Annotated in this window: 22 protein-coding genes; 4 read left to right on the plus strand and 18 right to left on the minus strand. The window is 30.9% G+C overall.

From position 1 onward, the window contains the following. Positions 1-60: 60 nt before the first annotated feature. Positions 61-237 carry a CAL67264 family membrane protein gene (locus tag JM80_RS16465; RefSeq protein ID WP_013622262.1) on the minus strand — a complete coding sequence of 59 codons (177 nt, stop codon included), beginning with the start codon at positions 235-237 and terminating at the stop codon, positions 61-63. Between the two features lie 65 nt (positions 238-302). Next, the gene (locus tag JM80_RS13370; RefSeq protein WP_034644622.1) at positions 303-1286 is read right to left on the minus strand and encodes a Gfo/Idh/MocA family protein; all 984 of its coding nucleotides are present in this window, start codon (positions 1284-1286) and stop codon (positions 303-305) included. A gap of 92 nt (positions 1287-1378) precedes the next feature. On the opposite strand from JM80_RS13370, the gene JM80_RS13375 reads away from it, so the two are divergent. Both JM80_RS13375 and JM80_RS13380 read left to right on the plus strand, forming a co-directional pair. After that, entirely contained in the window at positions 1379-3007 is a 1629-nt protein-coding gene (locus JM80_RS13375) for an acyl-CoA carboxylase subunit beta (protein ID WP_013622260.1), read from the plus strand. 23 nt (positions 3008-3030) lie between these two features. Next, positions 3031-4293 (plus strand): MFS transporter, encoded by a 1263-nt coding sequence (locus tag JM80_RS13380; protein ID WP_144710526.1) that lies wholly within the window; start codon positions 3031-3033, stop codon positions 4291-4293. Between the two features lie 41 nt (positions 4294-4334). On the opposite strand, the gene JM80_RS13385 is transcribed toward JM80_RS13380, so the two are convergent. The 15 genes from JM80_RS13385 to JM80_RS13455 all read right to left on the minus strand — a co-directional run bounded on the left by JM80_RS13385 (position 4335) and on the right by JM80_RS13455 (position 20400). Further along, a complete protein-coding gene (locus tag JM80_RS13385) occupies positions 4335-6425 on the minus strand; it encodes a von Willebrand factor type A domain-containing protein (RefSeq protein WP_144710528.1) in 2091 nt (696 codons plus the stop codon). 5 nt (positions 6426-6430) lie between these two features. Next, the gene (locus tag JM80_RS13390) at positions 6431-7027 is read right to left on the minus strand and encodes a carboxypeptidase-like regulatory domain-containing protein (protein WP_144710530.1); all 597 of its coding nucleotides are present in this window, start codon (positions 7025-7027) and stop codon (positions 6431-6433) included. Positions 7028-7119: 92 nt separating this feature from the next. After that, the gene (locus JM80_RS13395; RefSeq protein WP_144710532.1) at positions 7120-8175 is read right to left on the minus strand and encodes an AMP-binding protein; all 1056 of its coding nucleotides are present in this window, start codon (positions 8173-8175) and stop codon (positions 7120-7122) included. Continuing rightward, the gene (locus tag JM80_RS13400; protein WP_144710534.1) at positions 8162-9100 is read right to left on the minus strand and encodes a CPBP family intramembrane glutamic endopeptidase; all 939 of its coding nucleotides are present in this window, start codon (positions 9098-9100) and stop codon (positions 8162-8164) included. Before JM80_RS13400 ends, JM80_RS13395 begins: the two co-directional genes overlap by 14 nt. Further along, positions 9091-10140, minus strand: coding sequence for an o-succinylbenzoate synthase (locus tag JM80_RS13405; RefSeq protein WP_144710535.1), 1050 nt, complete (start codon positions 10138-10140; stop codon positions 9091-9093). The genes JM80_RS13400 and JM80_RS13405 overlap by 10 nt, the downstream gene beginning before the upstream one ends. A gap of 11 nt (positions 10141-10151) precedes the next feature. Beyond that, positions 10152-10832 (minus strand): metal-dependent hydrolase, encoded by a 681-nt coding sequence (locus tag JM80_RS13410; protein WP_034644629.1) that lies wholly within the window; start codon positions 10830-10832, stop codon positions 10152-10154. A 22-nt stretch (positions 10833-10854) separates the two neighbouring features. After that, positions 10855-12885, minus strand: coding sequence for a sensor histidine kinase (locus tag JM80_RS13415; protein ID WP_144710537.1), 2031 nt, complete (start codon positions 12883-12885; stop codon positions 10855-10857). A gap of 403 nt (positions 12886-13288) precedes the next feature. Then, positions 13289-14035 (minus strand): LytTR family DNA-binding domain-containing protein, encoded by a 747-nt coding sequence (locus tag JM80_RS13420; RefSeq protein WP_013622251.1) that lies wholly within the window; start codon positions 14033-14035, stop codon positions 13289-13291. 36 nt (positions 14036-14071) lie between these two features. Beyond that, complete coding sequence (gene menA, locus JM80_RS13425) at positions 14072-14977, minus strand: 1,4-dihydroxy-2-naphthoate octaprenyltransferase (RefSeq protein ID WP_089118829.1); 906 nt, start codon at positions 14975-14977, stop codon at positions 14072-14074. A gap of 1 nt (position 14978) precedes the next feature. Beyond that, positions 14979-15587, minus strand: coding sequence for a sporulation protein (locus JM80_RS13430; RefSeq protein WP_013622249.1), 609 nt, complete (start codon positions 15585-15587; stop codon positions 14979-14981). A gap of 149 nt (positions 15588-15736) precedes the next feature. Then, complete coding sequence (locus JM80_RS13435) at positions 15737-16564, minus strand: S1 RNA-binding domain-containing protein (protein ID WP_013622248.1); 828 nt, start codon at positions 16562-16564, stop codon at positions 15737-15739. A gap of 87 nt (positions 16565-16651) precedes the next feature. Next, positions 16652-16996: a DUF2853 family protein gene (locus JM80_RS13440; RefSeq protein ID WP_013622247.1), complete on the minus strand. Its 345-nt coding sequence runs from the start codon at positions 16994-16996 to the stop codon at positions 16652-16654. A 41-nt stretch (positions 16997-17037) separates the two neighbouring features. Beyond that, the gene (gene menD, locus JM80_RS13445; protein WP_144710539.1) at positions 17038-18795 is read right to left on the minus strand and encodes a 2-succinyl-5-enolpyruvyl-6-hydroxy-3-cyclohexene-1-carboxylic-acid synthase; all 1758 of its coding nucleotides are present in this window, start codon (positions 18793-18795) and stop codon (positions 17038-17040) included. 65 nt (positions 18796-18860) lie between these two features. Beyond that, positions 18861-19970, minus strand: coding sequence for a chorismate-binding protein (locus JM80_RS13450; RefSeq protein ID WP_144710541.1), 1110 nt, complete (start codon positions 19968-19970; stop codon positions 18861-18863). A gap of 4 nt (positions 19971-19974) precedes the next feature. Next, complete coding sequence (locus JM80_RS13455) at positions 19975-20400, minus strand: PaaI family thioesterase (RefSeq protein ID WP_144710542.1); 426 nt, start codon at positions 20398-20400, stop codon at positions 19975-19977. A 92-nt stretch (positions 20401-20492) separates the two neighbouring features. Here JM80_RS13455 and JM80_RS13460 point away from each other — a divergent pair, with 92 nt between their 5' ends. Together JM80_RS13460 and JM80_RS13465 are read left to right on the plus strand one after the other, a co-directional pair. After that, positions 20493-21140 (plus strand): alpha/beta hydrolase, encoded by a 648-nt coding sequence (locus tag JM80_RS13460; RefSeq protein WP_034644634.1) that lies wholly within the window; start codon positions 20493-20495, stop codon positions 21138-21140. Continuing rightward, a complete protein-coding gene (locus JM80_RS13465) occupies positions 21137-21703 on the plus strand; it encodes a GNAT family N-acetyltransferase (RefSeq protein WP_034644635.1) in 567 nt (188 codons plus the stop codon). The genes JM80_RS13460 and JM80_RS13465 overlap by 4 nt, the downstream gene beginning before the upstream one ends. Before the next feature lie 3 nt (positions 21704-21706). Here JM80_RS13465 and JM80_RS13470 read toward each other — a convergent pair whose 3' ends face one another. Further along, positions 21707-22609, minus strand: coding sequence for a hypothetical protein (locus tag JM80_RS13470; protein WP_144710544.1), 903 nt, complete (start codon positions 22607-22609; stop codon positions 21707-21709). Positions 22610-22704 lie beyond the last annotated feature (95 nt).

Here is a 22704-nt window from a genome sequence, read left to right on the forward strand (position 1 = left end):
TGAATTAAAAAAAGGCAAAACAGCATAGAATTATGCCGTTTTGCCCACATATATTTTGTTTTACACTCTACCTTTAAGTGCATTAAAAACCCATGCAATAGCAAAAAAGCCAATTCCTACGGCTGCAAAACCCCATCCGGCAACATCATCATATCTAAATGCACCAAGTGCAATTAATGCTAAGCCTACAAGTATCATAATAAATGTAGCCCAAGCTAAAACTGTATTTTTATTCATCTTCTATTATTGTTGGTTTATTAGATGCCAAATATCGTAATTTTAAAGGTAAAATACCTAATAAATTAAGCTTCAAAAGGAAAAACTATACCTGTTTGATCTCTAATTTGATCTAATAAATGTATTAAATCTAAACTATTTTGATGAGACCATAGGCTACTTTGTATTTGGTTGTTAGCAATGCATTTGTGCACTTCTTCTATTTCATATGTGTAACCAATTCCTTTTTTGGCTGTTTTATAATACTCTTTCTCTCGAGCCTTTTCAATATAATACTCTTCAGCCTCGTGCCATCTAGTTTCTAATTTTAACGTTGCATTTTCACCAGATATTTCTGAGCTTGTTTCTGTGCTTGCCGTTAAACCACTATACAAATGCGCCTGTGCGTTATCATATTTAAAAATAATAGAAATTTGTTTTTCTATTCCGGTTTTATAAAAATTAGCTGTCGCTAATATTTCATTTGGCTTTCCTAACAAAAGGTACGATAAAAATACAGGATAAATTCCTATATCTAATAAAGAGCCACCTGCTAAATTTGGATTTAAAAGTCTACTCTCCTCTGCCCTATCTAAACCATAAAAAGCAAAATCAGACTTAATATAACTTATAGTTCCTAACTCATTAGCATCTACAATTTGCTTTACTTTTTGTATAGATGGTAAAAACCTACTCCATAAAGCTTCCATTAAAAAAACATTGTTTTTAACAGCAGCAGCAATCATACTTTGCACTTGCTCTTTGTTAACTCCCATTGGTTTTTCGCACAAAACGTGCTTACCACTGTTCATAGCTTGTATACTAAAATTAATATGCAAGGTATGCGGAGTAGCTATGTAAACAACATCTACATCTGTACAATTAAATAAATCTTGGGCATTGGTATATCTATTTTTTACATTGTGTTTATCTGCAAACGTATTTGCTTTTTCTTCACTTCTAGAAGATACTGCAACTAAATTTGCATTTTTAACCAAAGCTAAATCTTTAGCAAACTTATCTGCAATATTCCCTAAACCAACTATACCCCAACCTATTTTTTTGCTCATCAATCAACTATTTTTTTAAACTTTTATCAAAGTTAATCAATATCATATATATTATTCCACTTATCTTTATGGTCTAAAGCAATTTTTACAGAATGGATATAAATTTCAATAAGAACGAAGATCACAACAAACTCCTTTTATCAGATTTAAAACATAAACTGACCAAAGTAAAGTTGGGTGGTGGCAAAAGTAAAATTGAAAAACAACACGCCAAAGGCAAAATGACAGCCAGAGAGCGTATAGACTATCTTTTAGATAACAATACAGATGTTATAGAAATAGCTGCTTTTGCAGGAGAAGGAATGTACAAAGAACATGGCGGGTGCCCATCTGGAGGAGTTATTGTTAAAATAGGATATATACAAGGCAAACAATGTATTGTTGTTGCTAATGACGCCACTGTTAAAGCTGGTGCTTGGTTTCCTATAACTGGCAAGAAAAACTTAAGAGCCCAAGAAATTGCAATAGAAAATAAATTACCAATAATTTATTTGGTAGACAGTGCTGGTGTTTATTTACCAATGCAAGATGAAATTTTTCCTGACAAAGAGCATTTTGGACGCATTTTTAGAAATAATGCGGTAATGAGTAGTATGGGAATTACCCAAATATCTGCAGTAATGGGAAGTTGTGTTGCAGGTGGTGCTTATTTACCAATTATGAGTGATGAAGCTTTAATTGTAGATAAAACAGCTAGTATATTTTTAGCCGGTAGCTACCTTGTTAAAGCTGCTATTGGAGAAAGCATTGATAACGAAACTTTAGGTGGCGCTACTACACATTGCGAAATATCTGGTGTTACTGATTACAAAGCTAAAGATGACGCAGATGCTTTAGATAAAATAAAAAAAATAGTAGCTAAAATTGGTGATTTTGACAAGGCTGGCTTTAACAGAATTGAACCTAAAAAACCAAAATTAGACCCTAAAGATATTTATGGTATTTTACCAAAATCTAGAAGCGACCAGTATGATATGCTTGAGATTATTAAGCGTTTGGTTGATGATTCTGAGTTTGAAGAATACAAAGAAGGTTACGGAAAAACTATAATTACAGGTTATGCTCGTATAAATGGTTGGGCTGTTGGTATAGTTGCTAACCAACGAAAGTTGGTAAAAACCAAAAAAGGAGAAATGCAATTTGGAGGTGTTATTTATAATGACAGCGCAGATAAGTCTACCCGTTTTATAGCAAATTGCAACCAAAAGAAAATACCGCTTGTATTTTTACAAGATGTTACCGGCTTTATGGTTGGCAGTAAAAGTGAACATAGTGGTATAATTAAAGACGGAGCAAAAATGGTAAATGCAGTTAGCAACTCTGTAGTTCCAAAATTTACTATTGTTATTGGCAACAGTTATGGTGCTGGTAATTACGCTATGTGCGGTAAAGCATATGACCCAAGGTTAATTGCTGCTTGGCCTAGTGCAGAGCTTGCTGTAATGAGTGGTAATTCTGCTGCAAAGGTTTTAATGCAGATTGAAAAAGCTTCATTGCTGAAAAAAGGTGAAGAAATAGACGAGAAAAAAGAAAAAGAATTATTTGATAAAGTGAAAGCAAGATATGACGAGCAAATATCTCCTTATTATGCTGCTTCTCGTATTTGGACAGATGGTGTAATAGACCCACTAGATACCAGAAAATGGATCTCTATGGGTATTGAAGCCGCTAACCACGCTCCTATTGAAAAACCTTTTAACTTAGGAGTAATACAGGTTTAATTTTCACACTCAAAGTTCTATTTATCAACACTAAAAAAAAACATAATTGGCTATATCTGTTTCTCCTAATTTTATCAGGGGAAGCAGTTTTTATATTACCGTTTGTTTTAGCTAGAGTTTTTAGACCTACAGTTTTAGAGGTTTTTAATCTTACAAATTTAGAGCTAGGCACTTGTTTTTCTGTTTATGGTTTTGTTGCTATGGCTTCCTATTTATTAGGCGGACCAATTGCAGATAAATTTCCTCCTAGAAAACTAATTGCTGTAGCATTATTTGCTACTGCTTTAGGCGGATTGGTACTTGCAAGTAACCCTAGTTATTTTATTCTTAAAATATTGTATGGTTATTGGGGATTTACAACCATTTTTTTGTTTTGGGCCCCAATGATAAAAGCTACACGCGTTTGGGGAGGAAACCACTCCCAAGGTAAAGCATTTGGTTTTTTAGATGGCGGTAGAGGTTTAGTTGGTGCTAGTTTTGGTGCTTTAGGTGTTTTTATATTTTCTTTATTTATAATTGGTTCTGTAGAAACTGCTAGCTTAGCAAATAGAGCAGAAGCATTTAATTATATTGTATGGGTAACTTCTGCAATAATTATTGTAATTGGAATTGTTGTTTGGTTTTTCTTAAAATCTAAAGAAATTAAAGAAGAAGAAATACAAATACAATCCATATCTACGCATCAAATAAAAACAGTTTTAAAAATACCATCTGTTTGGTTGTTAATGGTGATAATATTATGTGCTTATGTAGGCTATAAAATAACTGATGTTTTCTCGCTCTACGCAAAAGATGTAATGTTATATAATGAAGTAAAATCTGCTGAAATAGGCACAATTTTACTATTTATTAGACCGTTTATTGGAATTTTAATAGGTTTTATTGCAGATAAAAGCAAAACTACACTTTGGCTTATTATTAGTTTTATTCTTAGTATTTTAGGTGCTCTACTATTTGCATCAGGAATTATTAATCCTACCAGCACAACACTATTTATGACTTCTATTTTAATTACTGTAACCGGAGTTTACGCGGTGCGTTCTTTATATTTTGCTACAATGCAAGAAGGTCACATACCTTTACTATTAACAGGAACTGCAGTAGGACTTATTTCTATTATAGGCTATACACCAGATATTTTTGCGGGTCCGTTAATGGGGATATTATTAGATAATTCTCCTGGTGAATTAGGTCACCAACACGTATTTATTATGCTGGCTATTTTTTCTTTTATTGGTTTAGTTGCCTCTATACTATTTTACAGATTACAGCAAAAAAAGTGTTAACCATTGCTAGTTAACACTTAAAAATACAACCACTATTAACACTACAACTCTTTATGTGCAGCGTTTACTAAACGTATAAACTCTGCTCTGTAACCTTGTGCATCTTCCCCTCTGCCCTGTTCTGCTAACTCAATTATAGTAGTATAACTAGCATTATTTGTAAACTGAGATTTACGTAATTTAAGTCCGAATAAAGCAACTGCAGAAGCAAATTTAAAATCAGTAGACATTTCTGTTTCTTCATTTTTTTGAATGTGAACCATTTCTATACTTGTATCTTCATTTGGTTTCTTATACCTAAACTTTACCGTAAACAACTCATCCGTATAGCTATCTGCTGCTGCTACATTTGTGTATTTTAATGGTGACACTTCTTTTAAATAATCACTTTTTACACCAACAGGTATCACCTCATAAAGTGCCGTTACCCTATGTCCGCTTCCCAACTCACCAGCATCTTTAGTATCATCTACAAAATCTTCATCTGCTAAAAGTCGGTTTTCATAACCAATTAAACGATATGCCTGTACTTTACTAGGATTAAACTCAACCTGAATTTTTACATCTTTAGCAATAGTATACAGCGTACCTCCAAATTCACCACCAAATACTTTTTGTGCCTCTTGCATAGTATCTATATAAGCGTGGTTGCCGTTTCCTTTATCTGCTAGGGTTTCTAACTTAGAGTCTTTATAATTTCCCATACCAAAACCTAAAACAGATAAGAAAACTCCTGAAGCTCTTTTTTTCTCTATTAATTTTTCCATAGCTGTATCACTAGATGCGCCAACATTAAAATCACCATCTGTAGCAAGTATAACTCTGTTGTTTCCGTTCTTTTTAAAATTCTTTTCTGCTAATTTGTATGCCAATTTAATACCTTGTCCGCCTGCGGTAGAGCCACCAGCTTCTAATTTTTGCAATGCATTTATTATTTTTTCTTTTTGATCTCCATTAGTTGGAGGTAAAACTACACCAGCAGCTCCAGCATAAACCACAATGGAAACTTTGTCTTTTTCTCTAAGTTGATGCACCAACAATTTAAAAGCAGATATCAAAAGCGGTAACTTATTATGATCTTCCATAGAGCCAGAAACATCTATTAAAAAAGTTAAATTAGAAGCTGGCAACTCCTCATTTAAATACTCTTTTCCTTGTAAACCTATACGAACCAATTGTGTTTGTGTATTCCAAGGCGTTTTAGCTACATCTGTAGATATAGAAAATGGATGTTCGTCTGTTGGTTGCGGGTAATCATAATCAAAATAATTTACCATTTCTTCAATCTTAACAGCATCATAAGGTATATTGTCTCCGTTATTTATCATTCTTCTTACGTTACTATAACCTGCCTTATCAACATCTATAGAAAAAGTAGAAAGCGGATTTAGCGTAGCCTTTTTAAACTGATTTTCTGATAATTTAGCATATTCTTCATCATAATTAATTGTATTTGTATATCCTTTAGTGGTAATTACAATACATCCGTTTTTGGCTGAGTCTCCAAACAATACTCTTGCTTTAGGAGATTTAAAAACTTTCATAGATGTAATTTTTGATGGCTTAATTTTATAAATAGCTCTGTTACCCTCTTTAGCAGGAACTCCGTTTACAATATACAATGGATCCTTAGCTGTGTTAATTGATGATACACCTCTAATCTGAATTGGCTTACCTCTCTTTTTGGCTCCCTTTGTAACCTGTACACCTGCTACATTACCTGTTAATTGGCTAGAAATATTGTTTTGTATTTTTTCTCTCTTTGTTACCTTTCTGACATTACTACCTGTATATGATTTTCTTGAAGTTGTGCCATATGCCACAACAACCACTTCTTCTAAAGTTGCATTATCCTCTTCTAAAACTACATCTATTTTAAGACTATCTTTTACTACAACCTCTTTGTATTTATAGCCTATGTAGGTATATGCTAACGTATCTCCTTTTCTTGTTTTTATAGTGTATAAACCATCAAAATCTGTGGTTGTTCCGTATTTAGTCCCAGAACTAATGATATTTACTCCTGGCAAAGGACCAGTAACATCTGTAACTGTACCCGTAATTGTTAGTTCTTGTGCGTTTGCTTGTATGCTACATACAATTACGCAAAGTATAAATAATAGATTTTTCATAAGGTTTAGTTTCTTTTGGTTAGTAAATAGTTAGATGCTGCAACAGAATTAGCAACGTACACCTTTTCAATATCTGAAGGGTTTATGGTTTGTAAGATTGAAGTATCTGAATAGCGAATACCGTCTATAATAACAATGGTATTACTATCGCCACGCATTGTAATTTTTGGTGTATTATTAGTTTGAGTGTTTGTTATTTGTACACCCGGAACTTTTGCTCTAATTGTATTGAATAAATCTTGCTGTATATTAATATTTTCCGCTCCAAACTCATAGATAGTAAACGGAAGATTATCTGATAGTTTAGCAAAGCAAATTGTAAAATCTTCTTGTAAGTTAACTGTTGACTTTATTTTTTTCTGTTTAATTTCTTTAGGTTTATAACCTAAACAGGTAAAGACAAGTTTATCATTCTTCTTAGAGTTTATTGAAAAATGACCATTAAAATCTGTTAATACGCCTTTGTTTGCTCCTTTAACAACAACATTTACTCCGGGCAAAGGGTTGTTATCACACATTACAGTTCCTGTAACTGTTTTTGTCTGAGCACTTAATTCTGTGCTAAAAAAAATGATACATAAAGCAATTAAAAAGTTTTTCATAATGATTGGTTTATAAGTTTAAAACAAACCTACAATAGAGTCATTAGTAGAAAAACACAGAATTAGGGAAGTGTACTTTTGAGTGAGTGAAGTTACTTTTTAAGTAATTCTAAAGTTTTAGTACGTTGAATTTTACCTGATTCTGTACGTACAAAATTAGTAATGTAGTTTACCTCCTTTGGTATTTCATAAGAGGTAAATGCAGTAGATTTTTTTAGCGTAGTAATAATATCTTCATTTTTTTGCTCCCCTTCTATTAGCAAAACAAGTTTGTTTTCTAAAACAGGGTCTGGCAAGCTTGTAATAAAAAAATCAGAATTAATATAGTCAGATAATTTAGCTTCAATCTGTTCTGGATTCAGTTTTATTCCTCCAGAGTTTATAATATTATCAAACCTACCCAACCATTTAAATTCGTTTTCCGTTATAAGTTTTACAACATCATTAGTAGTTATAATAACATCTGAGACTTTTGGCGCATTAATAACTAAGCAATTACGATTATCTAAAGAGACTGTAACGTTTGGTAAGGTTTTAAAAGAATCAGATTTAATTTCTTTTACTGCAATATGGGTAATGGTTTCCGTCATCCCATAAGTTTCAAACAAATGTGTAGACACGCTTTTTAATTTCTCTTTTAAATCTAATGAAACAGATGCACCACCAATTATAAGCGTATCTATAAAGTGTAAATTATGCAAACAATTATAAACCTGCATAGGAACCATTGCAGAGAATTTATATTTTTTATTTATTTCTTTTAAAGGATTAGAACTGGGGTCTACAAAATCTATTTCTAAACCCAAAACCAATGCTCTTACAAGCATCATTTTACCAGCAATATAACTTGCGGGTAAACATAATAAAGCTGTGTCACTTTCTTTTAAATTAAAGAAAGAACCTGTTGCTAAAGCAGAATTTACCATCTGCTGTTTTTGTAGTATTATTGGCTTAGGTGTGCCTGTAGAGCCAGAAGTATGAACAATTAATGTAGGCGAATTAGAAAGCCAATCTTGCAAAAAAGAGCCTATTTCTTTTTTAAAATTTTCTTTTTCTGCCAATTCTACAGCTAAAGAACACAATTGATCCTTAGCATATGAAATGCCGTTTAATTTAAACTTAGGATTAATGCTACTAAAATGCTTCATCTGTAAGCTGTTCTGCAGTCAATTCTTCTTCTTTAAAAACTTTACCAGTTAGCTTTTCTTTCCAGTTTGCCCATTTGTATTTTTTAGCAAAAAGGAATATTAGTATTGGATATATTACCAAAACTGGCACAAAAATATCCCAACCCAACTCTGGCTTACTAACATCTACATAAATAGAATCTGTCTGAAAAACGGTCCAATCTGCAGTAACAAGTAGTGCTCCTATTAAATTATTAGCAGCGTGAAAACCAAGAGCAAGTTCTAAACCGTCATCCATTAGCGTTATAATACCTAAAAAGAACCCCGTACCAATGTAGTACACCATTATACCATAACCAAGTGTTTCTACCTCTGGGTTTGCCATATGCATAACACCAAACAAAACAGATGTAATAATTAAAGGCACTAACCTATTTCCTGATAAAATACCAAGACCTTGCATCATATGTCCTCTAAAAAGGTACTCCTCAAAACTAGTTTGTAACGGAATTAAAAGTATGCTAATAATAGCTAAAGTTATAAAAGGCCCTAACTTAAAATTAAAAACAAAATCGTCTGGAGAAAGTACAAAACCAATAGCAAATAAAAATATGGTTAATAATCCCCAAAAAGCAAAAGAAAATCCAATACGTTTAAAATCTATCTTCTTTCTTGCGGTAGTTAAAGATGTTACAGATTGCCCATGCACAAGCTTTGTCCAACCTAAAACCACCAACAAACCAAATGCTAAAGGCATTAAGTTAATAGCAAACACTGGATTTCTTCCAAATTGTTCTATTAACTTATTCATTAGCTCATCTACAGGAATTGGAGAGGTTTTTACAGAGATATAATTAAATATCATTAAAATTATAAACCCAGTTGGAAGTACAAAATACTTCCACATACCTCTTGTTTTTGCTTTAAGCCCTTGTTCTATATACATAAATCTTCTATTAAATTTTGTTGCCAATTTAAGGTTTTACGGTAACTAATAGCACCATTACTAACCTCTAAAGGACTATTAAAATTGTTGGTATACAAACTACCAGTGCCTAAACCTTGCGGCATTTTACTTTGCAAACCATAGGTCCATTGTGCAATTGCATTTAACCCTATATTACTTTCTAATGCACTTGTAACCCACCAACCAATATTATATTTTTCTGCTACGGAAATCCACTCTTGTGACCCTTTAAAACCACCAACTAAACTGGGTTTTAAAATTATATATTGCGGTTGTATTGTTTGTAGCAGTTCTTTCTTTTTTGTTACACCAAACACACCAATTAATTCTTCATCTAAAGCAATAGGTAATGGTGTAACTGCACACAAATTTTTCATTTTTGCGTAATTACCTTGTTTAATTGGCTGTTCTATAGAGTGTAAGTCCAATTCTGCTAAAATTTTAAGCTTATCTAAAGCATCTTCTTTAAAAGCACCGTTAGCATCTACACGCAGCTCTATTTCTTCTTTTTTGTATGTTTTCCTAATCGATTTTAAAAGCGAAACTTCTTTATCAAAATCTATTGCTCCAATTTTCATTTTAATACAACTAAAACCATCTTGCAGTTTTTGCTGTATTTGTTGGTGCATAAAAGATTCCTCTCCCATCCAAATTAATCCGTTTATTGGAATAGGAGCTTCTTTGGTTGAAAAATTATTTTCAAATAAAATAAAAGGATTATCTGCTGTTAATGATAAAAATGCTTGCTCTAAACCAAATTGTATGCTAGGAAACTCTGTTAAATCATTTAAAAGAACCTCTAAGCCTAAATGAATGTTGTTACACACCCAATTTAGCTTTTCTTCATAGTTTGGAACATCGTCTATACTTAAACCTCTTAAAATTCCGCATTCACCAATTCCTGTTTTATTATTGTTTTTTAAAATAATAAACCAAGTTTCTTTTTGGGTAAGTACACCACGGGAAGTACCACTAGGTCTTTTAAAATCTAGCGTGTATTTTTTATAAATTGCTTTCATAACAGTAAAAATTATACTGTAAGAGAATTGCCTATTGGCAATAAATGCAATAGTTTACCTGACGCTTTAAACTTTTCTATAGCTTTGGCCTCATCAATCTCTATAAAACCAAAAGTATCAAAGTGGTAGCCTAATATAGTATTACATTCTATAAAGTCTGATGCAATAATAGCATCATCTACACCCATAGTAAAGTTGTCTCCTATTGGTAAAACGGCTAAGTCTAACTTAGTAAACATTGGTATAAGTTTCATATCCATAGTTAAGGCTGTGTCGCCAGCTATGTAAACACTTTTGTTTGCTGATGTGATAATAAATCCTCCAGGAAGACCACCCTCTGTACCATCTGCAAATGAAGATGTGTGTATAGCATTAACGTATTTTACAGTTCCAAAATCAAAAGACCAACTACCACCATGATTCATTGGGTGTACTTTTAGTCCTTTATTTTCATAATACGTAGCAATCTCGTAATTACTAACTATTACTGCATTGGTTCTTGTAGCTATATCTTCTACATCTAAAACGTGGTCTTGATGTGCGTGGGTAACAAAAATGTAATCTGGGTTTAAAGAGTCTTTATCTACTTGATTATTATTCTTTGGATTACCAGAAATAAATGGATCTACCAAAACAGTTTTGCCTGCTACCTCTATTAACAAAGTTGCGTGACCAAGGAATGTAATTTTCATAGTATGTTATTTTAATTCAAATTTATTTAAAATTGAACCAAAAACGAACTCCTTCTACAGATTTATCTATATTAAGTGTAGATTGTAATTGATTTACCAAACGGTTCATTAAACGAATTCCCATTGAAGATTTAGTTCTCTCATCTGTATCTTCTGGTAAACCAACACCGTTATCTGTATATTCAAAATAACCACCAGTTTCTGTATTTCTTAAATGAATGTATATTTTACCATTTTCATCATTATCTGGAAAAGCATATTTAAAAGAATTAGAAACAAGCTCATTTAGTATTAATCCAAAAGGAATTGCTCTATCAATATCTAACTCTACACCTTCTGCATCTATGGTAATGTTTATATTGTGACCTCCTTTTTTAAATACAGATTGTACACTGTTTACCAAACTCTCTACGTAGCCTTGCATTTCTATTACAGATAAATCATCATTCTGATATAGTTTTTGATGAATTAAAGCCATAGCTTTAACTCTACTTTTGCCTTCTTCTAAAGCCATAATTGCAGCTTTACTTTTAGTATTTTTAGTTTGTAGACTTAACAAACTAGATACCATTTGAAGGTTGTTTTTTACTCTATGGTGAATTTCTTTTAAAAGCGAATCTTTTTCTGTTAACTGACTTTCTATAATATTATTTTGCTTAGCAATAACGCGTTGGTTTTTTATACTTTTGATGTAAGCAAATACCAAACCACCTAAGCCTAATAATGTAAATATTAACGATATTAAAATAAGACTCATACGCTCATCACTAGCCTGTGCCTCTATTTTTGCATTTTCTAATTCTATTTTCTTTTCATCTAATCTGTCTTCAGAATTTTCTAATTCTTTTTCAAAAACAGTTGCAATTTGCTGATGCTTTTTAAGCGTTTCATTAACTCTAATAGAATCGTTAATTTTTATATTGTTATTTAAATAGTAGTTAGCTTTTTTATAATCGTTCATTTTTTGATAATAAACAGCCAACAATTGATTTTTTCGTAATACGTTAGATACTTTTATTGCACGTAAGTCATCATTAATAAGCTCTAAAACCTTATATAATTTATTAGTCTGTAAATAGCAATTAGCTAAGTCTAAGGTGTTTTCTACTGCGTCTTGTGAATATACTTCTACGTTAAATTCTCTAATTTTAACCAAACTAGAGTCTAACAATGGTATAGCCTCTTCATACCTTTTTAAAAGCATATAGCATTTACCTATATTGCCCTCTATAACACCTTTTAAAAGAGCCCCTTTTACCAACTCATCTTCAGTTTTTGGTCTGGCAATAGTATCTAAATACGTATTTATGTATTTGCGTGCTTCTTGATATTTTTCTAAGGCAACTTGTGAAGATTTATCTAACCTTAAAAAATCTCCTATTTTATTATTATAAACAGCTTGTCCGTAATAATCATCACTACTAACAACATTGCTTTTTTCTCTTATGTATTCGCTTCTGGCTTTTTGGTATAGGCCTTGGTCTGCATAAATATCATAAAATGAAATATTGTCTGCTAAACCTAGTTCTTTCTTTTCTTTACGTATTGCAATTTGTTTTTCATATAGTTTAAGCTGAGAATAATTCTCATCCATAATATCTAACAATGCACTTTTAAGGGTGTCACTAAGCTTTGTTTTATCTATATATAACTCATTGGTAATAGCAATACTTTTATCATACTGCACCAAGTCTTGATGTATGTGTGCTTGCAAAATTCTATAGTATTCTACAGAGCCATCATCCTGAGCATTTCTGGCCTTAGTTAACATAGAGTCTATACGCTCTAACCACTCATAGCTAGAGTTTTCTTTATATCTATTTGGTGTTTTATAAAAGTAGGCAAACTTATCTTTAGCAGACGGTATTTTAACAAAACTGTCTAAAACAGTTTGCTGTAATTGTATTTCTTGCGCATTAGACAGATTAATAAAAACAAACGAAAAAAAGAATACAGCAATATATGTTTTAAAAGAAAATATGCTGTTGTTTGTTTTTAAAGTGTACTGTGTATTTTTATTGTTGCTTAAAAATTTAGCAATTTTTGTAATCATATTACGGGTCTGTTATAAAAAATTCTTGCCTTACTTGGGTATAAGTAAAAGAGCGTAGTGCCCCAAAACACTCCTTTTTCTTAAGTTTTTGTTAAACTCTAGGGCAAGTTATGATTTTCTTAATAATTATAAGCTGAAAATAGTAAAAATAATAAGGTAAAACCTCTTAAAATGTATAAAAGAACTATAGTTATGTAAGAATTGCACCATTCTAATTATACTTAGCAAGTTTAATATTAAAATAAATAATTTATTTACTCTGTTTAATTACTGGTAAATTAAAATATTACAAAAAAATGATTCTAATTAATAGCAAAAGAATATTATTTTTTGCAATGTGATATAAAAAAAAGCCTTACTAAATTATAGTAAGGCTTTACACGTTTGTAGTTGCTGTATTATTTTATGAATTCATAGAAGAAATAATAAATTCTTTAAACTCTTTAGATATTGGAATTAATTTATCATTAATCATAACATCTTTAGAATTTACCGCTCCAATATGATCTACATTTACAATGTATGATTTATGAGCTCTATAAAACTTATCTTTAGGTAATTTTTCTAAATAATCTTTTAAAGGAGATCTAACCAAGAACTTTTTATCTACTGTATTAACCTCTAGGTAAACATTATCTGCCTTTATGAACTGAATATCTGTAAAGTTTATTCTGTAATATAAATGTTGTTTTTTAACAAAAATAGAATCTTTTAAAACCGAATTAGACATTGGTTTTTCTACATCATCTTCTGTTAAACCTTGTTTATCTAAGTAGTTAAAGTTAGATAATGCAATTTCTATTGATGTGTATAAATCTTGTTGCTCAAATGGTTTAACTAAATAACCGTTAGGCTTAACAATTTTTGCTTTTTCTACTGTAGCTCTGTCAGAGTTAGATGTAACAAAAATAAAAGGTATATTGTAATTATCTCTAATATGCTTTCCTAAATCTATACCTGTTTTGTCTGACGCTAGTATAATATCTATAAGTACCAAATCTACTTCTGTAGTTCTTAATACTTCTTCTGCTTGCTCGTAAACAATAACATTACCAACTATTTCATAGCCAATTTCTTCTAGCATAGATTGCATATCATCTGCTATAATAACGTTATCTTCTACAATTAAAATTTTAATGGGTTTTTCCAATTCAGTTGGTTTTTTATGGACTTAATCTATGCTAATTTACAAAAAATTATTAAAACTAAAATAAAACAAAATAGCGAATAAAAAACTACTTAAAGCCACTACTTTTAGTTCTGGGTCCATTGTTAAAGAATCCTTCATTTTTAATACTTTTATAAAGTGTTTAGCTATAGGAATATAAGCTAACAACCACATAAAATTTAGTACGTTAGTATAATTATATATTGTAAAAATTAATACACTTATAAAACTAGTTATAAGTATTGAATAATGGTACTTTTTTCCGTTTAAAAAACCCATTTTAACAACTATAGTGTTTTTTCCTGAGTTTTTATCAGATATAATATCTCTTAAATTATTAAGATTTAAGACAGCTACACTTAACAAACCTATTGTAATAGCTGGTAAAAAAGCCATTGTAAAAAGTGTTTTTGTTAGTAAAAACATTGCGCCTAATACACTTACTAAGCCAAAAAAGATAAATACAAAAACATCTCCTAAGCCTCTGTAGCCGTAAGCAGATTTACCTACAGTGTATTTTATTGATGCCCAAACAGCACAAAAACCAAGTATAAAAAACAATGTTATGTATATAATACTATCTGCTGTAAATGCTGTAAATATTAAACCTGCTATTAGTAGCAAGCATAATACAATAGCTACTATAATTCCTTTTTTAAGTTCTTTACGGGTTAATATACCACTTTGCAAAGCACGTTTTGGACCTATTCTGTCATCATTATCTGTACCTTTTACACCATCTCCATAATCATTAGCAAAGTTAGAAGTTACTTGCAGTGCTACTGTAGTTAAAAGTGCTAGTATAAAAATTGTACTGTTGTTAAAACCATATAAACTAGCCAAAGCATAGCCTACAATAATTCCGGATATAGATAAAGGTAAGGTTCTTAACCTGGCTGCATTTACCCAAGCTTTTAATTTCATTTTAATTAGGATTCTCTATTTTTAATCTTTTGCCATTTTTATATGAAGCAACAAAGGCATCTTCAAAACCCATTTTTACAAGCTGTAACCTAAAAGTTCTAGCTTCTTCAATAGTCTCAAAATTTCCAATAGAATATGTATAAAAAGGGTTATTTTTTACAAATAACGTGTTTGCTAATGAGTTAGATACTAAGGTTACATTATTATCTACAAACGTTTTAACTTGTACAGAGTATATTACTTTTTTCTCTAAAATGTTACGTGCTAAGTAAAAGTCGTTTACAAAATTAAGTTCTTCGTTTTGCTCTTTTAAGTTATTAATACGTGATTTAATTACGTCTAAACTGTCTATAGATACTAGTATATTATTATTTTCTGCAGAGTTAAAAGCTCTTGCCCTTGTAGATAAGCCGGCAGAAAAAGAGGTAAAAACTAATGTTCCTAAGAAAAAAACAGCTGCTATTACACCCAGCACATTACGCTGCCTTTTTTTTCGTTTTAACTCTTTGTTTTTATATTTTATTTGATCTAATAAACGCTCGTTCATTAATTGAGCCTTATCTATATCCTTGTGTAGTTCTAATAAATCTACTTCTTCTATAAATGGCATATTCTTAATTTACAGGTTGGTTAATGTTTGCTTATAGTTATGGTATATGCAATTTAACGTTTTTTACACTAAAATAAAATAATGAATAACTTAATTTATATAACAAAAATAGCGCTGTAGGTTTTATTTTACAAAATAACGCTAATTATTTAACTCAAATATATTCCGTCTGACTTAATTTCTATTTTTCGTTCTCTGTATAATGTTCCTATTCCTTTTTTAAATGCTTTTTTACTTAGCTCTAACTCTCTTTTAATATCTTCTGGATCAGATTTATCATGTAAACCTAAAAAGCCTCCATTTTCTTTTAATTTTTCGTAAATAGCATTAGCTACTGGTTCTAAAATTAAATGACCTAATGGCTGTAATGAAACATCAATTTTATTATCTGGTCTAATATTTTTTATATACCCTATTTGTTTATCTCCAATGGCAATATCTTTAAAAACCTCATTAGCGTAAACTAATCCTTTATGTAAGTTGTTAATTATTACCTCCCAACCAAGGTCTGTTTTTCGAGTAAACAAAATATTAACCTCATCATTATTATCTACGGTTAACTCTTCATTAGATAAAAACTTATCTAATTTGTTAGATGCTACCAACCTATCTGTTTGTTCATCTAAATAACAATAAACAATATACCATTGGCCGTCTACCATTTTTGTACGTTGTTCTCTAAAAGGCACTAACAAATGTTTTTCTAAACCCCATTCCATAAACGCACCAAAATTATTAACCTCAGCTACACGTAACAAATGAAAATCGTTACGTATAATATAGGGCTTTAAGGTTGTAGCAATAGGTCTTTCATCATAATCTAAATAGCAAAATACAGTAAGCATATCACCTATTTCAAAATTCTCTGGCACATACTTATTTGGCAATAAAACATCATTACCATCTGTATCTCCTAAAAACAACCCAACACTGGTGTCTCTTAATATTTCTAAAGTGTTATATTTTCCTAATTCCATTTTAACTATTGTATGCTTGCAAAAGTACAGTAAAAAAAAGAGGCTACCTTGTTTAAGGTAGCCTCTTTTACATAATTCTTTAAAATTCTATTTATCGTAAACAGACTCCTTTTTAAAGTGCTGAGCTAATTTATAATAAACTACAGCTCTATGCTTATTTTTGTTAGATGATCCGTATTTGTCCATAACAGTTTTAATACCCTCCATTAATTTTGGGTCATCACTCATTCCTAATTTTTTCATTAAGAAGTTTTTCTTAACTGTTTCTAATTCTTTCTCATCAGAACCAGATACTTTAGAAGAGTCTTTATTATAAATAGAAGGACCTAATCCAATAGTAACCTTTGTTAATAAATCCATATCTGCCGTTTCTCCAAATTTATCTTTTAAATCGGCAGCGTACTTTGCAATTAAATCATCTCTTTGGCTCATAATTTTAATATTCTTTTGTATAGTTAATGTTAATAATGCTTCTAAGATATAAAATCAAAATAACTAAGCAAAATTTTATTGTTTATAATTCTAGGGGTTTTTACCTCCAATAAAATTGCCTTGTCAGATTCTTTATAAAAATCTTCTAAATGTTGGTTTAATGTATTTTCATCATTAGCCAACTTATAATCAACATTATACATATTACACAAGTTTTCTATTTCTAAATTGTGTGCCGTTTCAAAATAGGTTTTATACTTTTCGGTTTCTTCTTGTCCTGGTAAAATTCTAAAAATACCACCTCCACTGTTATTTATTACTATTATCCTAAAATTTGGTTTTACATAGTTGTTCCAAAGTGCATTACTATCATATAAAAAACTTAAATCTCCTGTAACTAAAAGGGTTGGCTTTTTATTATATATTGATGCACCCACTGCTGTAGAAGTACTACCATCTATACCACTGGTTCCGCGATTACAATACACTTTTAAAGTATTTTTTAAGGGAAATAACTGTGCATACCTTACCGTAGAACTGTTAGACAAGTGTACTTGGTAACCATCTGGGATACTTGGTAGTATTTGAGAAAAAGCCAACATATCTGAAAACGGAATAGTTTTTAAATATGCTTCTCTTTTTTCTTCATAATTTAATTTAACCTTAGACCATTTAGCGTAGTATGTACTATCTACAAATTTTGTTTTATCTAAAAAAGCATTAAAAAAAGTATTTGTATCTACTTTAAAATGATGAGATAAGCTATAAAATGTATTGTATGCTTTTTTACCATCTATATGCCAGTGGTGTTTTGGCTTGTACGTACGTAAAAAATGTTTTATTTTTTTTGATACTATTAAACCTCCAAAGGTTAGTAAAATATCTGGTTTTAAGGCTGTAAATAATTCTTCTTTGTTTTCAGATTTTTCAATAGGTGCTAAAATGCTATCTATACTATTAAAAAAAGTAGAGTGATGTATGTTAGATGTTGTCTCTGTAAAAACAATAACAGATTCATCTTCTGCAACCTCATCTAAAAATTGCTGTTCTACAACATTAGGCTTATTAACTCCTACTAAAATCATTTTTCTGGTAGACGTATTCCAAATAGAAGCAAAATCATCTAATTTAGAGCAACTTTCTGGTATAGTCTCCTCCTCTTCTTTAACCGTTGGGTATACACAACTATACTCTTCTGTATTGTACAACGGCTCTTCTAAAGGTACATTAATATGTACTGGCGCATACTCATTTACAGCATAGTCTATTGCATTTTGTAGCTCTGCGCTATTAAATGTATTAATGTCTTTTTGCTGCTCTTCTACTGTTTTTTTTGCAGACAAAAGTTGTTCTCCAAATTTTTGTATAGTAGTTGTTGCATGAGAAACATCTTGTTTTAAATTAGCTTGGTAGCCTATATGGTTTTTAAAAACGTTTTCTTGTCTAATAGTTTGTCCGTCTCCAATATCTATTCTGTAACTTGGCCTGTCTGCAGAAATAACCAATAAAGGAATATCACTATAAAAAGCCTCTGCAACTGCTGGGTAGTAGTTTAACATAGCACTACCAGATGTACATACAACGGCAACTATTTTACCTGTATTTTGTGCAATACCTAATGCAAAAAATGCAGCACAACGCTCATCAACTACGCTATAACATTTAAAATATGGGTCTTCTGTAAAACCAATGGTTAATGGTGCGTTTCTAGAACCTGGTGATATTACTATATCTTTTACCCCTTTTGCCTTACAGTGTAATATTACAGATTGGGCAGTAGGTATGCTAGAGTATCTCAAATTATAAGAATATTTATTAGTAAATAACTAGTGCAAAAGTACTGCGTAAACCGTTGTTTACCCAATTATTTTAAAATAATACGCAACATAGTACCACTTTTGGCTACAGTTTCTTCCCATTCTTTTTCTGGGTTAGACCCAATGGTTATACCGCCACCCACATATACTTTTACTACATCTTGGGTTAACTCTGCGCAGCGTAGATTAACATATAAGTTACTAACTTTTGTTATGGCTGTATAAGCTCTATTTTCTATATTTCTTTTAGTTTTAGCCCTAAACTGCTCTTTACTAAAATTTAGTTCTCCCAAAAAGCCAGTATAAAAACTTCTGTTGTAATTTTCATGTGTTAGTATAAACTCCTTTGCAGCAAGTTTTGGAAATCCACAAGTAGCTGGTGTTGGGTGTAGTGCTGTTAAAATCTCTTTTAAATTGTTATGCATTACTCCCGTTATTTTTGTGCGCAAGTGCCAAAGTTTACCTGCTCTTACAGATGCTACACTACCTGCCTTTAAATTAACAACCTTATCTGCTAGCTCATTTTTAATAAACTGCGTAACTACATCTTGCTCATTATACTCTTTTTCTCCCCAAACAGGCTCCTCGCCTTCTTTGTAAACTTGTGTACCTGCCAATGAAGAAGTCTCTATACGTTGGTTTGTAGTTTTTAGCAATACTTCTGGTGTAGCCCCCAACCACATCCCTACTTTAGGGTGGTACCACAAATAACAAAAAGCGGTTTTGTAAGTAGCCAACAACTCCTTAAATAATGCTAAAGGTTCCTTTTGGGTTATTTTTTCTATACTACGTGATAAAACAACCTTTGTTAACAGCCCTTTAGAAATAGCACTAACACCATTTTTTACAAGTGCTATATGTGCCTCTTTTTCTGTTTGGATTGATGTATTAACAGTACTAGCATCTGCAGTAGATTTTGTTTGTTCTTCTGCACTATAATTTGTTATTATTATAGTTTTATTTGGAATTAAAATTGATGCAGAATTACTATCAAAAGGAGCAAATACAAAGCCAGACTCCTGATAATCTTTTACATAGTGTAAAACAGCATCTTCTTGCAACACAGCAGTAACTACATCTTCATTAGGTTTTCTGTACACTACAAAAGGTTTTTGTGCATTAAGTTGCTCTTGTAGTTGATCAAAAAATTGATTCATTAAATTACTTTTTTCTTGGTAAAGAAATAGTTGTTAGTTTACATAAAGACACCAACTCTCCAGCATCATTAGTAATTCTAATTTGCCAAAGCTGCGTAGTTCTTCCTTTATGCATAATGCTGGCTTTAGCATACACATTACCATCTTTAACACTCTTAACGTGGTTTGCGGTAATTTCTAATCCGCGTACAAAATATTCTTGTCCGTCTAAAAAAATATAAGACGCTGCACTACCAACACTCTCTGCTAATGCTGCTGTTGCTCCTCCGTGTAAAATTCCGTCTGGTTGGTATACCTTTGGTGTTACTGACATTTTTGCAACTAAAAAATTCTCTCCTACTTCTACATACTCTATATCTAATGTTTCCATTAGCGTATTTTTAGAGTTTTCATTACAAATACGTAGTATTTTTTCTTGAAATTCGTTCATCTCATATTTTTTTGTAAAAATAATCAATCCAAATACAACAAAAGCTATAACTTTAAATTTTGATTTTTTTACACATTTGAAACTACTGTTTTATGCAGCCTACAGAAAAAGAAGTAACATACACAACCACCAACTCTTATGCTACACTTAACTCCCTAACCAAAGACACTAAAAACATTTGGCTTGTATGCCACGGCATAGGCTATTTAAGCAGATATTTTTTACGCTATTTTAACGAACTTAGTAGTAAAGAAAATTATATAATTGCTCCACAAGCTCCTTCAAAATACTATTTAAATAATAAGTATACTCATATTGGAGCTAGTTGGCTTACTAGAGAAAATACAGTTACAGAAACTAAAAACGTTATTGCCTATTTAAACAAAGTATACCTTGCAGAAAATATTCCTGAACATTGCAATTTTATTGTTTTAGGATATTCCCAAGGGGTATCTGTGGTAACAAGATGGCTAGCTCAAGAAAAAATTGAATGCAGCCACATTGTTTTATATGCTGGCACTGTGCCTAATGAACTCTCTAAAACAGACTTTACATATTTAAACAACAATAAAACCAAAACAACTTATATAGTTGGTGATGAAGATGCCTTTTTTGATGAAGACCGAAAGAAAGCAGAAAAAATAAGAATTAAAAACATTATAGACCCAAACACCAATTTTATAACCTTTAAAGGTGCACATGAGGTTAAAAAGGAAATAATAAACTCTTTAGTAGAATGATACACAATGTAGACAATTTAAAGGATAACGTTGTACAACTAATTCCTTTAAAAGAAAAACATATAGATCTGTTATGGCCAATTGCACAACAAATTGATGTATACAAATATGGTTCTAATGACATATCTACACTAAAAAAACTAACTAATTATATACATACAGCAATAGAAGACAAAAACAGTATTCCTTTTGCTGTATTTGATATGAGAACATCTGCTTACGTAGGTTCTACCCGATTTGGTAATATAGATGATAAAAATAAAGTTTTACATATAGGTTGGACGTGGATTTCTCCTAATACTCAAGGTACCGGATTAAACCACAAAATGAAATACCTTATGCTTACCTATGCTTTTGAAAATTTAAATTTTAACAAAGTTGAATTTCGTATAGATGAAAGAAACATTAAATCTAGAAAAGCCGTAGAAAAACTTGGAGCATCCTTAGAAGGTATATTAAGACAAAATGTTATTACTAAAAATAACATTAAAAGAAACTCCTGCTGCTACGGTATATTAAAAGAAGAATGGGCAATAATAAAGCAACAGTTTTTTAATACATAAAAATTATTGCTTAACAGTTTTCTCTTCAGCAGGTATTTCTTCCTCTGGGTAATATTCTATTTTACGTGTAGTATAGGTGTTATCTGGTGATATAACTTGTTTTATCCAATTTCCTTTATCCCCATCAAATTGATGCATATAGGTTATATCATAAGTAGTTTTTTCTTTTTTAACGGTTATTTTATCTACAACTTTGATATCATTTTTATAAGTATATATTTCCTTTTTATCTAACATAAACTTATTTCCTGTAGCGTCTGCAACAAAATAATCTTTATAAACTATTGTTCCATCTTCTTTAGTAACTACTTCTTCTGCCTTTAAAGGTTTGCCATCTAAAAACTGTTTCGTTAAAGTTATTTTTAATTTCTCTTTTTTTGCATTTGTTTTGTAAGACTCGCGTATGGACTTTTGTATTTTTCCGTTTAAGTAAAATGTTTGTTCTTTTTCTGTATCAGTAGTTTTATAAGTTATAGTTGTTTCATCTACCTCTTCATTATTAATACGCTTAATAACCTTTAATTTACCCTGCTCATCAAACTCATACTCATATTGGTCTAAAAACTTTTTACTGTATGTAAGTATTTTTTCTGTTATATGTTTATTACCTGTAGTATCAATAGAAAAAATATGCGCTATAGATGTACTTTTATCAAAGGCACCATCTCTGTAGTTTTCTAATCGTTTTTCTAATATTTGATTGTTTTTGTATTTGTAGTAAGTTATACTATAATCTTTATCTGTATAGCGAGTTATAGATTTTGTTAATTTCCCATCTTTATTAAAGTAAAACTCTTCTTTACCGTAATTTGTAATTACAGTATTTTTTTTAACATTACCAATTAAGTTAAAATCTGCTTTAGTAAAAATACGCAGTTCTTGTGCCATTGTTAAAAATGGCAGCATAAGAATAGTTAGTAAGTATAGGTTTCGCATGGTTAAAGTCATACTCCAAAATTAGGTTATTTATTACTCATAAAAAATAAAATGCAACGTAAAAA

Origin of the sequence: Cellulophaga sp. RHA_52 (genome assembly GCF_007827205.1) — a bacterium.
GTDB classification, from domain to species: Bacteria; Bacteroidota; Bacteroidia; order Flavobacteriales; family Flavobacteriaceae; genus Cellulophaga; species Cellulophaga lytica.